This window comes from Sphingomonas sp. Root720 (assembly GCF_001428605.1).
Classification (GTDB): domain Bacteria; phylum Pseudomonadota; class Alphaproteobacteria; order Sphingomonadales; family Sphingomonadaceae; genus Rhizorhabdus.
The window spans coordinates 1-13,394 of record NZ_LMID01000014.1 but is presented as its reverse complement, the minus strand read 5'-3'; the positions used below and the strand labels follow the sequence as shown (position 1 = coordinate 13,394).

Below are 13,394 nucleotides of genomic sequence, written 5' to 3'. Positions count from 1 at the left end.
GCGCCATGCTGACCGCTGGAGACCGACGGATGAAGCGGAAGGCCGCAGATTTGGTTGCGAATAGCGCAAGAATTGGCGGCGGTGCCGCGGGCTTCGGCTCAGCGCGGGTCGAGCCCGTCGGGCCGGGTTCCGATCCGCAGCGTGCCGATCAGGCCGCCCGCGACCACCATCATCGCCGCCGCCAGCAGGACGGCGAGACCATAGCTACCGGTCAGGTCGAACAGGGCAGCGAACAGCACGCCGCCGCCCGCGATCCCCAGTCCGACGGTCAGGGCGAACAGCCCGAAGATCGCGGAAAAGGCCGGAAGCCCGAAGATGCGGATCGTGAAGAAGGCGATGAAATCCGCCTCCGCCCCCTGCCCCATGCCGATCAACGCGGCCGCCAGCGCCGCCAGGGGCCACGCGCCGCTATGGGTTGCGTCGAGCCCGGCGACCATCAGTGCGCCACATCCAGCGGCGACCAGGCAGAGCATCGCCACGCGCTGCGGCTTCCACCGGTCGAGCCACCAGCCGGCGCCGATCCGCCCGCACCCGATCGCGGCGGTATAGACCGATACGATTCCCGCCGCCGCCAGGGGCGCGAAGCCTTTGCCGATCAGCACCGGCTGCAACTGGTTCATGAAGCCGCCGATGAAGACTCCGGCCAGGACGAAGGCGATATTGATCGTCCAGAAGCGTGGGTCCCGCGCCGCCAGCCGCAGCAGGGGCCAGGAATTGACGCGGGTCGGGGCCGCGTCCTCACCGGCCGCATCGCTCCGTTCGCGAAACCAGAGCAGGACGATCGGCAGGCCGACGAACAGGGAGATGGCGGCCAGGGTCGCATAGCCTGCGCGCCAGCCATGATCGGCGATGACCCAGGCCAGCAGCGGGATCGCCAGCGAGGCGCCGAGGGAGGTGCCGCTCATGGTGATGCCCAGCGCGACCCCGGCGTTGCGCCGGAACCAGGTCACCATGCCGCGACAGAAGACCATCGGATTGCTCAACGGCGTGATGAAGCCGAACAGGATCGCCATCGCGTAAAACAGCATCAGGCTGGACGGCAGGAAGGCCATGGCGAGAAAGGCGGCGCCCAGTGCCGACAGGCCCAGTATCGCCAGCGGGCGTGGTCCTGCCCGGTCGATGATGACACCGGCGACGGGGCTGAGCAGCGCGCTGATCGATCCCACGACGGGGCCGAGCACCAGGGCGCTGCGCGGCACATGCCATTCCTGCTCCATCGGGATGATGAACAGGCCGGCGGTCATCAGCAGCAGGTTATAGCCGGTCCCCACCCCGATGGCGGCGGAGGCCAATCCTCGCCAGCCGCGCCGCCACTCTCCGGTGCCGGCGTCGTTCTCATGCTCGATCACGGTCGATTCCCATAGGTGCGAAACGGGATCGCGCCAGCCGCGGCCCGGCCGGCGCGCGGGAAGGGGCGGGCAGGAAGAAGCGGGCGCCGTCCGGCGACGGCACCCGCATCGGGTCAGAACTTGTAGCTGGCCTCGACCCCGTAGGAGCGGCGCTGGCCACGATAGTTGAAGTTGAAGCTCGGCGGCAGCGGAGCACCGTAGACGATGTACTTCTTGTCGAAGATGTTCTTGCCCCAGAGCGCCAGCGTCCACGTGTTGCCCGAGCCGGTCTCGATATCCACCGCCGCGCGGCCGTCGAACAGGTTGAAGGGCTTACGGCTGGTGTTCGGCGTATTGTAGATGTCGAACCACATCGTGCCGGTCCGCCGCCAGCTGCCGTTGGCGCTGAACGTCATCGTGTCGGTTAACTCGGTCGAATAATCGACCGCCACGACATTGCTGTATTTCGGCGACAGCGGAACGCGGTTGCCGATCGTCGAGGCGATCTGCGATTCCTTGAACTTCGCATCGGTCAGACCGAAGCTGTCGGAGATGGTCAGCCCGTCGATGATCCGCACGCTCGCCTCGACCTCGAAGCCCTTCGACACCACCTTGTCCTGATTGATGACGATGGTGACGGGCGGGGAGGTCGCGAAGGCCGTGAAGTTCTGCGCATCGTGGATCGTGTAGTGGAAGGCCGCGACGTTCAGCGAGAAACGACGGTCGAAGAAGCTGCTCTTGAAACCGACTTCGAAGGCGTCCGACTTCTCGGTCTTGAAGGCTTCGGGGAAGTTGAAGCCCAGCGGTGCGATCGTGGCGGAGGATCCCGGCCGATTGAAGCCGCCGACGCGCACGCCGCGACCGTAGCTGGCATAGGCCGAAGCGTCGGGGGTGATCTTGTAGCGGAGCGAGGCATTGGGCTGCCACGCATCGAACGACGCCTTGTTCTGGAAGCCGGGGTTGGGCGTATAGCCGGCCGGCACCTTGTTGCTGGTGGTGTTCCGCTCATGATCCCAGCGCAGTCCGGCCGCCGCCTGGAGGCCCGGCAGGATGTCATATTCCACCCGCGCGAACAGGGCGGTGTCGCGCAGATGGTTCTCGCCCGCCTGCCAGCCGCCAGCCGCCAACGGATTGGTGCCGGTCGCCATGTTCAGCACATCCGGGCTGAACAGGTCGCGAATGTTGATCCCTTTGTCGACCTTGCTCTGCGAATGCTCCAGCCGGACGATATCGCTGTAATAGCTGCCGATCATCCAGCGGAAGGGCTGGTTGCTCGGGGAGGCGATACGGAACTCGACGGTCTTGTCGGTTTCGTTGAGCACGGTGAAGCTGTTGCCGGTCAGGCGGTAGTTATAGCCGGGCAGCGGCCTCGGCGTTCCCGGCGGGTTTGGACCGAGCGATGCCCCATCCACCGGCGCGTCGCCGGTATAGTTGGCACGCAGCCGGTTGTACGAACCGGTCAGGGTCGCGACCGCGAAACCCATGTCGTAATCGAACTTCAGCGACAGATCGATGCGCTGTTGCCGGCCGTTCGAATTGCCGTTGTTCTGCTGGAAATCGGGGAAGCTGTTGTTGTTGTCGAAGGTCAGGAATTGCGCCGTCCAGAGCTGGGCGCCCATGCGGGTGCGGCTGTAGCGCCCGCGCAGATCGGCGGTGAACGGACCACTGGCATCGTAGATGATGCGGGCATCGGCGACCTGCTCACGGAAATAATCCGCACCGCGATCGAGGACGGCGTTGCGCCAGAAACCGTCGCTGTTCTTCGACGAGAGCGCGAGGCGCCCGAAGACGCTGGATGCGATCGGACCGCTGATCATCGCCTGCGCCCGGGTGGTGCCGCCATTGCCTCCGCCGACCAGCACCTTGCCTTCGACTTCGGGGCCGGGCTTGCGGGTCGTGATAACGATCGCGCCGGCGCTGGCGTTGCGGCCGTAGAGCGAGCTTTGCGGACCCTTCACCACTTCGATCTGGGTGACGTCGACCAGCTCCTGCTGCAGCGCGTTGGGGCTCGGTGCGATGACGCCGTCGATGACGATCGCGACCGGAAGGGTCAGACCGAAATTGCCTTGGACGCCGCGCATCGAGACGTTCGCCTCGCCCGGGCGGACGGCCTCGGACAGGTTGACGTTCGCGGTCAGGTTGATGAAGTCCGCCGGGCGGGTGATGTTGGCGCGCTCGATCGCCAGGCTCGTGAAGGCCTGCACGGCCACCGGCACGTCGCGGACATTGGTTTCACGCCGGGTCGCCGTGACGACGATGTCGCCGCCGGCCACCTGTTCGGCCGCCGCCTGGGCCTGCGCGGCCCCCGTGTGCAGGCCTGCCAACGAGACGCCGACGAGGAATATCGCCCGTTTCTTGCTGCGCGATAGCATAATTCTACCCCCTTATTCCGCTCCGGATCCGCAGGCGACCTTCGGCCCTCTCCCACTATCCTTGGCTGTTCTTCTGTCCCGCATCCGATCGGATGGCTTCCCATCCTGATCCACTACGCCATGCCAAGATGCTTGGGTCGCACCGCTATAGAAATGTTCGGAACGCAATCTCGTTTAGGACTTTCGCAGCGCTGACATTTTCCGGGCGGCTCGACGGGCGCCGCGAACGACCAGCCCTGCCGCCCGACAAGGCACGGAGCTAGAGCCGATAGTCCATTGCGCCGCAAGCGATCAGGCGAGCGCGCTCAACCGGTCGGCCAGTGCGTCGGGCATGGACAGGAACGGCGAATGGTCGCTGTGAAGCTCCAGCACCGGATCGCACGGCAGGGCGATCCGCATAGCGCGCTGCACCGCCAGCGGCAGCACCGCGTCCAACGTGCATTCGATATAGGCGCGCGGCACTCCGGCAAAGGCGGCGCCGAGCCGCAGCGGGGTCGTCATCGAAAAAGCGGGCTCGGGACAGAGCCGGGCCGTCGCCGCCGCCGCGACTGCGTCGGTGCAGCCGTTGAAGAAGAAGGCGGCGGCCCGCGCCGGGTCGACGCCGAAGACGCCGTCACCGGGGACCAGTGCGCCGGCCAGTCCGCTGCCGCCGATGGCGGGAGCCGCGACCTCCTGCAGGGTGAGGCCGTCGGGCACGAGGAAGGCCGAGAGATAGACCAGCCGCGCGATCCGGTCGGGCCGCCGCTCGGCGACCTGACTGATGATGATGCCGCCCCGGCTATGGCCGACCAGGACGATCGGCCCGGCGATGCCATCGACGACCTCCAATATCCGATCGATCCAGTCGTCGAAGGACAGGGTGGCGAGCGGAGTGGGGTCATCGCCCATCCCGGGCAGATCGGGCGCGACCGCCGCATGGCCCCGGTCCCGCAGCGCCGCGACGGTCGCATCCCAGCACCATGCTCCGTGCCAGGCGCCATGGATGAGAAGGAAGGCCGCGGAGTCCTCGTTCCCCACGGCACCCGGCACGGACGACATCAGGCAAGTTCCGCGACGACGTAGGAAGCGGCCGTGCCTGCATCGACGCGGACGATCGGGTCGGCGCCGTCGCGCCATTCGGCGGCACCGTCGGCGCTGCCGACCGCGAGCTTGCCGATCTCGGCACCGTCCCGCCGCACGACATAGCTGCGCGACGGATCGAGCTGGCGGATCGAGAATTGCAGCCCACCCGCCTTCGGCCCGGGCAGCAGCGACAGGTGCAGCGCCTTGTCCATCGCGTCATGATAGGCCGCCGACACGCCCGCAATCCGCTGGTCGATGTCGGCGAAATAGGGGGCGGCGCGCTGCGCGTCGGTCCAGGGCTGGTTGTACAGGCCCCAGAAACCGTCGCCCGTGTTGAGGCGCGCCATCGGCAGCAACGCATTGGCGGTCAGCACGTCGACGCCCGTCGAATTGCCATCCGCATCCGGCATCCAGTTGTCGCTACGCGGATAATGAAGCGCGCCTTCGGTCCAGGTCGGATTGAAGTTGCGATCGGCATAGTCGAGCAGGCTCTCGCGCGCCTCGGCGTCGCCCACCTCGGCGGCCAGCGCGGTGAACATGCCGAAGCCGATCTTCGCCGATGTCGGCACCATCGCGCAGCAGACGCGCTCATGCTCCTTCCCGGCCAGCAACAGCTTGAGATGGGTATCGCGTTCGCGCGGGTAGATCGACTGGATGAAGTCGCGGTCCCAGGCGTGCATGAAGATGCCGGTCCAGCCGTCCGACCAGGGGGTCTGCGCGGGGAAGATCTGGTCCTGCTGCACCCAGCGCAGGCGCATGTGCGATCCGGTCTTCTCGTCGGTATAGCCCTTGCGCAGCCACGCCGCCTTGAATTTGGGGATCACGTCGGCGGCATAGCCGGTGCCGAACGCCTGATCGTAATGCATGAGACCGAGCACCGCATGTTGGTTGCACATCGGGTAGACCCGGTTGGGCTCGCACTGGACGCCTTCATAGTTGGACTCGACATATTCGTCGTAAACGATGCGGGCGACGTCGTTCAGGTCGTACACATAGTCCTCGGGACCATTGCCCCAGGTGCTGGCCTTGAACTGGAAGGTGAAGGCGCCGGGCGTCGCATATCTGCCCGTCCGGTAGAGCGCCTCATGCTGGGCCGCCATCTGCAGCAGATGGCCCTTGAACATGATGTTGTACTTCTTGATCGGGTCGATCCAGCCCGCATGGAGCTCTTCCTGGTCGGGATTGACGGTCTTGCCGCCACGGCTGGCGTTGATCCATTTCTCCCAGATGTCCGGCAACATCATCTTGCCGATCAGGTTCTCCATCGTGGCCTGGCAGAATTCGCGATAGGCCGGCGTGTAGCGGTGCTGCACCAGGCCCAGCGTATAGGCCATGAAGGCGAGCTCATATTGCTGGGCGCCCTCGCCGATGTCCCACCAGTCGGAGCCCATGCCCGACCAGTCGCCGGGCAGCTGCCCCGCGAGCTTGCCGATATGCCGGATGTGCCCCAGATCCTTTTCGGACAGGTGCGGCGCATTGCTCATGTTCGTCTCCACCAAAGCCTTCGGCGCGCACGGATGCGCCTATGCCCAAGACCTAGTTGGGGGAGACCGGCGCCTCATTACCCGAAGCGCAATTCGACTTCGGGGAGGCGCAACTTCCGGCGGATCAGTGCCGCCGGCGCGCCTGGCCGGGGGGATGGCCGTAGAAGCGCTTATACGCGATGTTGAAGCTCGACGGCTCGCCATAGCCGAGCCGGAAGCCGATCTCGGCGACCGAGAGGTCGGTGGTCTGCAGCATCTCGTCCGCGCTCTGCATGATGATCGCGGTCCGATAATCGAAGATCGTCATCCCGTGGATATGCTTGAATAGATAGCGCAGCTTGGTCCGGTTCATTCCGGCGATCCGGCTCAGCTCGTCGGTCGTCCAGTTGCGGGTGACATGTTCGGCGATGGCGCGGCGGACGCGCTCGACACCGGCGCTGGCGACCTGGCTGATCACGAGGCCCCCTTCGGGCAGCTGCTCCTCATGGTGCAGCCGGTCGAGGATCAGCCAGAGCAGCTCGGACGCCTTGGCGCGGTAGAAGAGTTCGGCGAAGGGATCGGCCGAGGGCGCGCTGATGACGGCTTCGGCGGCGCGCTGGACGGCCAGCGGCAGCGCCCGATGGGTGAGCTTGGGCCGGCTCTCCCGCAGCATGGTGTCGAGCAGGGACAGCGAATTGCTGCCGGGAATCCTGCAGGCCCTGCGCAACGCGTCGAACTGGACGAGCAGCGTCACCGACCGCAGGCCGCACACGCCCGTGCTGATCTCGAGATGGCTGCCCTTGGGCAGGCAGATGATGGCGAGGCCGCGATTGTCGTCGCTCAGCGAATCGGCGATGCGGAACGAGCGCGATTTCTCGCCCGGGGACACGGCGAAGGCGACGACGTCGTCGGACATCTTGGCATCGATCTGGAGGCTGCCATTCCCGGTATCGGTCCCGAACATACCGAGCTCGCCATCGGACCAGGAGCGATAGACCAGCGATGGACGGTCGGAATGGCCATCTCGTTCCGTAGCGTCGCAGTGCGCCTGCCAACCGTTGAGTTCAAGACCGCAACGGCTGAGATTGCAGAGGTAATCGCTGGGCAGCGCTGATTGAAAAGACGCGAATGGCAGCATGTCCAATTCCGATCTTATCTACCGTCGCCCGTGTCGGCGGACCGAACCAGGACGATGAAGTCCAGGATGACCGGTTATGATCCAATATCATAGCGGAATCCAGTTTAATTTTAAGCTTAAAACAAACTGGCCGTCGGCGCGGTTCGGGCACGAGCAGGCCGATGTCCGCCGCCAGCGCCGCGAGGGCGTAGGAGCTTTGGACCACCGAGCCGGCGGCTCAGTCCGCAAAGGCGCAGGCCAGGGTCGCCGTAGCGTGGCGGTTGAACAGATGGGGACCCGCCTCGCCGGAAAGCGCGCCGCAGGCATAGACGATCAGCACCTGCGCATCTTCGGGCGGCGACGTGCCCGGGGTCAGGTTGTCGCCGATGCCGACCTCGCACATCGGCTTGCCGGCGCATTCGCGGTTCGCCTCGACGGTGCAATCGGTGCCCTTGGCGGGATCGTCGCCGACATAGACGTGACACTGCCGGACGACGATCCGGTCGGGGGCCTTGGCCGGCGGCTCCTCGGCCCGGGCGGGAGCGATTGCCGATGCGATCAGCAGGCAGGACAGGCAACAGGCTTTCAGCGTCATGATCCACCCCGGGGACTTTTATCCAGGCCGACCGGCCGGTTGCTGCCGGCCCGACGTCCATCGTCGATCCTTGCTCGACGCTGCCCCCGGCAAGAAATGGTCGAGCCGCACTTTGGCTGGTGATTCGCGCAACCGCGGCGGCGGCACGACCGCATCGGCGGCTATCCGCGAAGCGATGGGGGCAGTTCGTCCGGCCATCGCGCCCTGTGCCTCTCGGCCGACTCCATGATGCGTCCCCAATGGGCCGCGTCATTGTCGCGCAGCCGCATGTCGAACGACGCGGCGTTGCGGAACTCGAGCATCTCCATGCCCTCGGGGCCGGCCGTGAATGTATAGACATTATCGCGCGGCACATAGACGCCGTCGCCCGCCCTCAGCACGACGCTGCCCATGTGCATCTCCCCGGCCAGCACATAATAGAGGCAGTCGGCGCTATGCGAATGGCGCGGAAGCATGAAGCCGCTCTTCGCCCAGGCGCGCACCATCGAGAAGCCTTGCGGGTCGGGGTCGCGGAACAGGCACTGGACCACGCCCGCGCCCTTCGCGTCGTTGGCCAGCAGCGCCCGCTGCGCGTCGTCGAGCTCCTCCATGCCCACGATCGTCATCATGTCGTCGCCCGGATCGGCATTCGAGGAAGCCCGGAAGAACGTCATCTTCGCCATGGGACGCGTCTCGTTTGCGGTCATGTTTCTCCCTTTCCATCAGCAGGACAAGCAGGGGTGGCCGCGAGCGCGACCCGCACGTCGATACCGTCGAGCAGGCTGGCCCCCGAAAGCTGCTCCACCGCCGCCGGATCGGTCGGGGACAGCAGGTTGACGTTGGCCCCGCCCGCGCCGTTGGCCCGGCGCCATCCGCCGTCATGCCCCCAGCCATGCGGGTAGCAGACGCTGCCGCGATGAACCGCCTCGGACAGTTCGGCCTCGACCTCGATCGCGCCATAGTCGTTTGCGACGACCACGCGGTCGCCGGTGGCGATGCCGCGCGGCGCCGCATCGTCGGGATGGATCAACAGCGTTGGATGCTGGCTGCGGACCAGCCGCTCGACATTGTGCATCCAGCTGTTGATCGACATCAGGTGGCGCCGCCCGAAGAGGCGCAGGGCGCCGTCGTCGCGGAAGGCGTGGAGCCGGGCCAGCTCGTCGCGGATCGCATCGCCCCAGAGATGGACCTTGCCGTCCGCATGCTTGATGCCGACCCGCTTGCGCTCCTCCCGGCTCTGGCTTTCGAGCATGATGCCATGGGGTTGCCGCTTCAGCCGGTCGAGCGTCAGCCCGTCGGGACGCTCGCCGAACGCGTTGCCGAAGGCGCCGATCCGGATATGGCCGTCCAGTATCTCCTCCCCGACCGGAACGTCGGTGGCGGCGAACAGGCGGCGGGACAATTCGCCGAAGATCTCGTCCTCGCGCCGGACGTCGCCCTGCGGCTCGATGACGGGGCGGACATATTGCAGATACGGCGCGAGCATGTTGCCGAAGGTCAGCGTCGTCGCGCCGGCCCGCTCCAGGAAGGTGACCGTGGGCAGGATATAATCGGCATATTTGTTCGATTCGTTGACGAAGAGGTCGCAGGCGACGAACAGGTCCAGCCCGCCCAGCGCTCTTTCCAGCGCTTCGCCGCCGGGCGCCGACAGCACTGGATTGCCCGCGATCATGAACAGCGCACGGACCCGATCCACGCCGGGTTCGAGCAGTTCGTCCGGCATCGCCACGCCCGGCAGGAAGGAAATGACGCTCGGCAGTCCGCCGACCCGTGACAGCCGATCCGGCGGGCGGCCCTTGAGCTTGGATCCCGTGGTCAGCGCATGGCCGAACATCGACCCGCCCGGCTGGCAGAATTTCCCGCCGGCCATGTTGAGCGCGTCGAGCAGGAGATTGGCCAGCGTGGAGAAGCGTCCCCGGCATATCCCGGCGCGGCTATAGGCGACCGCCCGTGGGACCGCGGCGAAATCCCGCGCCAGCCCGACTATGGCCGCTTCGTCGAGGCCGCACCGCTCGGCGGCCAGCGCGGGCGTGATCGGGGCGAGCGCATCGCGCAGCGCGCGCCAGCCGACGCAGTGCTCGTCGAGGAAGGCGAGGTCGGCGAGCTGCTCGTCGAACAGCGTCCGCACCATCGCCGCGAGCATCCAGACATCGGTGTCGGGGCGCAACGACAGATGCTCGAACCGTTCGGCGGTCTCGGTCCGGCGCGGATCGACGACGACGATCCTGCCACGCTCGGCGATCGCGTCGAGCTGCTCGCGCAACCGCGGGGCCGATATCATCGAGCCGTGCGACACGAGCGGGTTCGACCCGACGATGATGAGGAAATCGCAGTCCGCCAGATCGGGCAGCGGCATGCGCAGCGGATCGCCGTAGAGCAGGTTGTTCGCGACCATGCGCGAGACGTGGTCCTGCGAATTCGGACCGAACAGCTTGCCGGTCTTCATCCGGGCGAAGAAGTCGAAGACGACCGGCCAGTGCAGCGTGTTGAAGAAGACCGGATTGCCGAGATAGGCGGCGACCGCCTCGCTGCCGGGACCGTCGAGTATGGCCCGAAGCCGCGCCGCGATGTCGGCGAGCGCCTCCTCCCAACCGACCGGCTCGAACTCACTCGGACCGCCCACGCGGCGCATCGGCCGGAGCAGCCGGTCGGGATCGTAGACGACGTCCCGCATCGACGGCCCCTTGATGCAGATATGGCCGCGCGAATGGGGGTTGTCGCGGTCCGGGCCGAGCTTGGCGATGCGCCCGCCGGAGACCTGCGCCACCATCCCGCAGACCGCCTCGCAAATATGGCAGAAGGTGACGTGCGTCCCGTCTTCGCCCGGTTCGGGCAGGCCCGCTGCCGCTTCCGTCCCCATGTCGCCCCTGGTCGCCATGCGCGCCTCCCAAGCCGACCGGTCGAACCCCGTGCGGCCGGCCCATCCTCCACGCAGCGGCGACCGCCGGCGATGCGCGCGCCGCAATCATTGTTCCGCCGGACGCAGCGCAGCGGCGGAATCCTGCGCGATTCACAATTGCGCGGCGCGCGCGGACGCTTTTCGCGCCCGGTCGTCCGTGCTGTTCTCGCCGGCAATGCGAAAGGCCCTGCTTCCGTCCGATGCGCCGCCGGCGCCCGACCGGTCCCCCCTGCCCCGCGCGGCCCGGCGACCGGCTGCGTGGCTCTCCCCCTTCATGCTGTGCCTGTTCGGCATGACAGCGGGGATGGCGATCGACTATCACCGGACGCGCTTCCTGATCCTCGATTTCTGCACCGGCAACGGCGGCCTGTCCGAGGCGATCGAACGCCATGTCGGGGCGATGCCGAACATGTATCTGGGCGTCGCCCTGGCCGCGGCGATCGGACTGTGCCGGGAGGTCGGCCTGGCCTGGACCGGAGACCGGACCGGAAAGGCGCTGGGCCGCGCGCTGGCGTGCACCGGCCTCATGCTCGCGGGAATGCTGGCGGCGAGCCTCGCCGCCATGCGCCTGACCGGGTCGATCCATCCGCTCGGCGAATGGCTGGCGATGACCGTCGGGATGCTGGGCGGACATGCGATCGGCGCGGGTCGGCGCGCGGTCGATGGCTGACCGCGACGCGGGATCGGGCCTCACCCGGATCACGCGCCGCGATCTCGTCGCCGGCGCGATCGGCGCAGGCGGAGCAGGGCTGGCCGGCTGGCTGTTACCGCCGGCGCCGAGGCGGGTCCGCGCCTTCCTGAGCGGCGACCCCGCCTTCCTTGCCGACAATCCCGACCTGATCGCCGCCGCCGCCGCCGTCGCGGATATGAGGGCGGGCGCGAGCGAAGCCGGCCGGCGCCGCGAGACGATCGAGGCTGTGCGCGGCGGGCTGCTCAACCCGCTCGCGGCGCCGTGCCTGGGCCCGATGCAGGGCAGGCTGGGCCTGATCGAGATTACCGATTATCTCTGTGCGCCGTGCCGCGGCTCGAGCCATGCGGTGGAAAGCGCCCTCGCCGAGCATCCGGGATCGAACGCGGCACTGCTGCTCGTCCCGATCAGCGGAGCGCTCTCGGACTATATGGCGGGCTTCGCGGCGGCGGCCTATTTCGCCCGGCCGGCCGGCTTCGCGGCGCTTCACCGCGGCCTGATGGAAGGACCAGCCCCCGGCCAGAACCGCATGGAGGAGATCGCCGCCGCGCTCGGCTATGACGTCGCGGCGGTCGCGGGCGACGCCGACTCCCCCCGGGTCCGCGCCTATCTGGCCGCATCACGGCGTTTCGCGGAAACGCTGGGACTGAATGGAGTGCCCGCCTTCCTGAACCCGCGGGGAGATATGCACCTCGGCGGGATCACCGCCCGACAGGCGGCGTCGCTGGTCGGCCGATAGGGGGCGAACCCACCCGAACGGCGGCTTTGGCGCGCCTGACGATGTCTGCGGTATCGGGTTTTCCGGGTGGGACGACCCAGCTTCCGCCCACGCAGAGCACGGCATCGAGCGCGAGCCAGTCGCGGGCATTGTCCTCGGTGATCCCGCCGGTCGGGCAGAAGCGGGCGGCGGCGAGCGGTGCKGCGAGCGCCTTGAGCGCGGGGATGCCGCCATTGGCCATGGCGGGGAAGAATTTGAAATGGGTGAGCCCCATGTCGAGGCCGCGCATGATGTCGCCGGCGGGCGAGCGCCTTGAGCGCGGGGATGCCGCCATTGGCCATGGCGGGGAAGAATTTGAAATGGGTGAGCCCCATGTCGAGGCCGCGCATGATGTCGCCGGCRKTGGCGGTGCCCGGCAGGAAGGGCAGCCCGGTGCCGATCGCGGCGTTGGCGAGCCGGTCGGTGAGGCCCGGCGAGACGATGAAGCGCGCGCCGGCGTCGACGCTGGCCTTGACGTCGTCGGGGTCGAGCACSGTGCCCGCGCCGACGACGGCGCCCTCGACCCTGGCCATCTCGCGGATCACGTCGAGCGCGCAGGGGGTGCGCAGGGTGACCTCGAGCGCGGGGAGGCCGCCTTCGACCAGCGCCTCGGCGATCGGGCGGGCGTGGGCGACGTCATGGAYCACCAGCACCGGGATCACCGGGGCGAGGGTCATCACYTGCTCGACGGTCATGGTCTTTCATSCTCCTGATAGGCGGCGGCGGCGCCCAGCAGCCCGGCTTGCGGGTGGCGRGCGAGACGGATCGGAAATTTGGCCATGCGCGCCTCGAAGCGGCCCTTGGCGCGGAAGCGGTCGTGGAACARCGGGCTTCTGAGGCGGTCCTCGATACGGTTGGCGAGCCCGCCGGTGAGAACGACGGCATTGGCGCCGTGGGCGAGCGCGAGGTCGCCCGCCACCGCGCCGAACGCCATGGTGAAGCGGTCGAGCGCCTGCGCTGCCAGTTGATCCGACCCATCGGTCGCGGCCTGCCACAGCGCCGGATCGCCCTGCGGTACGATCGCGCGGCCTTCGATCATCGCCAGCGTCGCGTGGATGTCGGCGAGCGCGGGGCCGGCGACGATCCGCTCGACCGAGACGCGGCGGTGGCGCGCGCGCAGGCGGGCGAGCAGCG

The 13,394-nt window shown here is 67.6% G+C and carries 11 protein-coding genes and 1 pseudogene; 2 read left to right on the top strand and 10 right to left on the bottom strand.

Annotated elements, in window-relative coordinates; genetic code table 11:
- Positions 1 to 98: 98 nt before the first annotated feature.
- From ASE22_RS20885 to ASE22_RS20850, 8 genes are all read right to left on the bottom strand, one after another.
- The gene (locus tag ASE22_RS20885; protein WP_056364240.1) at positions 99 to 1,349 is read right to left on the bottom strand and encodes an MFS transporter; all 1,251 of its coding nucleotides are present in this window, start codon (positions 1,347 to 1,349) and stop codon (positions 99 to 101) included.
- Positions 1,350 to 1,462: 113 nt separating this feature from the next.
- Positions 1,463 to 3,700, bottom strand: a complete 2,238-nt coding sequence (locus tag ASE22_RS20880; protein ID WP_056364237.1) for a TonB-dependent receptor — start codon at positions 3,698 to 3,700, stop codon at positions 1,463 to 1,465.
- A gap of 291 nt (positions 3,701 to 3,991) precedes the next feature.
- Positions 3,992 to 4,738, bottom strand: a complete 747-nt coding sequence (locus tag ASE22_RS20875) for an alpha/beta fold hydrolase (protein ID WP_056364235.1) — start codon at positions 4,736 to 4,738, stop codon at positions 3,992 to 3,994.
- A complete protein-coding gene (locus ASE22_RS20870; RefSeq protein ID WP_056364232.1) occupies positions 4,738 to 6,246 on the bottom strand; it encodes a linalool dehydratase/isomerase domain-containing protein in 1,509 nt (502 codons plus the stop codon). Before ASE22_RS20870 ends, ASE22_RS20875 begins: the two co-directional genes overlap by 1 nt.
- 124 nt (positions 6,247 to 6,370) lie before the next feature.
- On the bottom strand, positions 6,371 to 7,189 hold the full coding sequence (locus ASE22_RS20865; RefSeq protein ID WP_056364230.1) for a helix-turn-helix domain-containing protein: 819 nt from the start codon (positions 7,187 to 7,189) through the stop codon (positions 6,371 to 6,373).
- Positions 7,190 to 7,580: 391 nt separating this feature from the next.
- Positions 7,581 to 7,937, bottom strand: a complete 357-nt coding sequence (locus ASE22_RS20860) for a hypothetical protein (protein WP_056364228.1) — start codon at positions 7,935 to 7,937, stop codon at positions 7,581 to 7,583.
- Positions 7,938 to 8,098: 161 nt separating this feature from the next.
- Positions 8,099 to 8,599, bottom strand: coding sequence for a cupin domain-containing protein (locus tag ASE22_RS20855; protein ID WP_056601534.1), 501 nt, complete (start codon positions 8,597 to 8,599; stop codon positions 8,099 to 8,101).
- A gap of 20 nt (positions 8,600 to 8,619) precedes the next feature.
- Positions 8,620 to 10,794, bottom strand: coding sequence for a molybdopterin-containing oxidoreductase family protein (locus ASE22_RS20850; RefSeq protein WP_056364225.1), 2,175 nt, complete (start codon positions 10,792 to 10,794; stop codon positions 8,620 to 8,622).
- Between the two features lie 196 nt (positions 10,795 to 10,990).
- Between ASE22_RS20850 and ASE22_RS20845 the strand changes: the two genes are divergently transcribed.
- Positions 10,991 to 11,485, top strand: a complete 495-nt coding sequence (locus tag ASE22_RS20845; protein WP_156397260.1) for a hypothetical protein — start codon at positions 10,991 to 10,993, stop codon at positions 11,483 to 11,485.
- A complete protein-coding gene (locus tag ASE22_RS20840) occupies positions 11,478 to 12,242 on the top strand; it encodes a DsbA family protein (RefSeq protein WP_156397261.1) in 765 nt (254 codons plus the stop codon). Before ASE22_RS20845 ends, ASE22_RS20840 begins: the two co-directional genes overlap by 8 nt.
- On the opposite strand, the pseudogene ASE22_RS20835 reads toward ASE22_RS20840, so the two are convergent.
- Together ASE22_RS20835 and ASE22_RS20830 are read right to left on the bottom strand one after the other, a co-directional pair.
- Positions 12,205 to 12,955: pseudogene (locus tag ASE22_RS20835) on the bottom strand (bifunctional 4-hydroxy-2-oxoglutarate aldolase/2-dehydro-3-deoxy-phosphogluconate aldolase). The gene ASE22_RS20840 and the pseudogene ASE22_RS20835 overlap by 38 nt on opposite strands.
- A partial coding sequence (locus ASE22_RS20830; protein WP_200956580.1) for a glucokinase occupies positions 12,952 to 13,394 on the bottom strand: 443 nt, incomplete at its 5' end. The gene ASE22_RS20830 and the pseudogene ASE22_RS20835, both read right to left, overlap by 4 nt.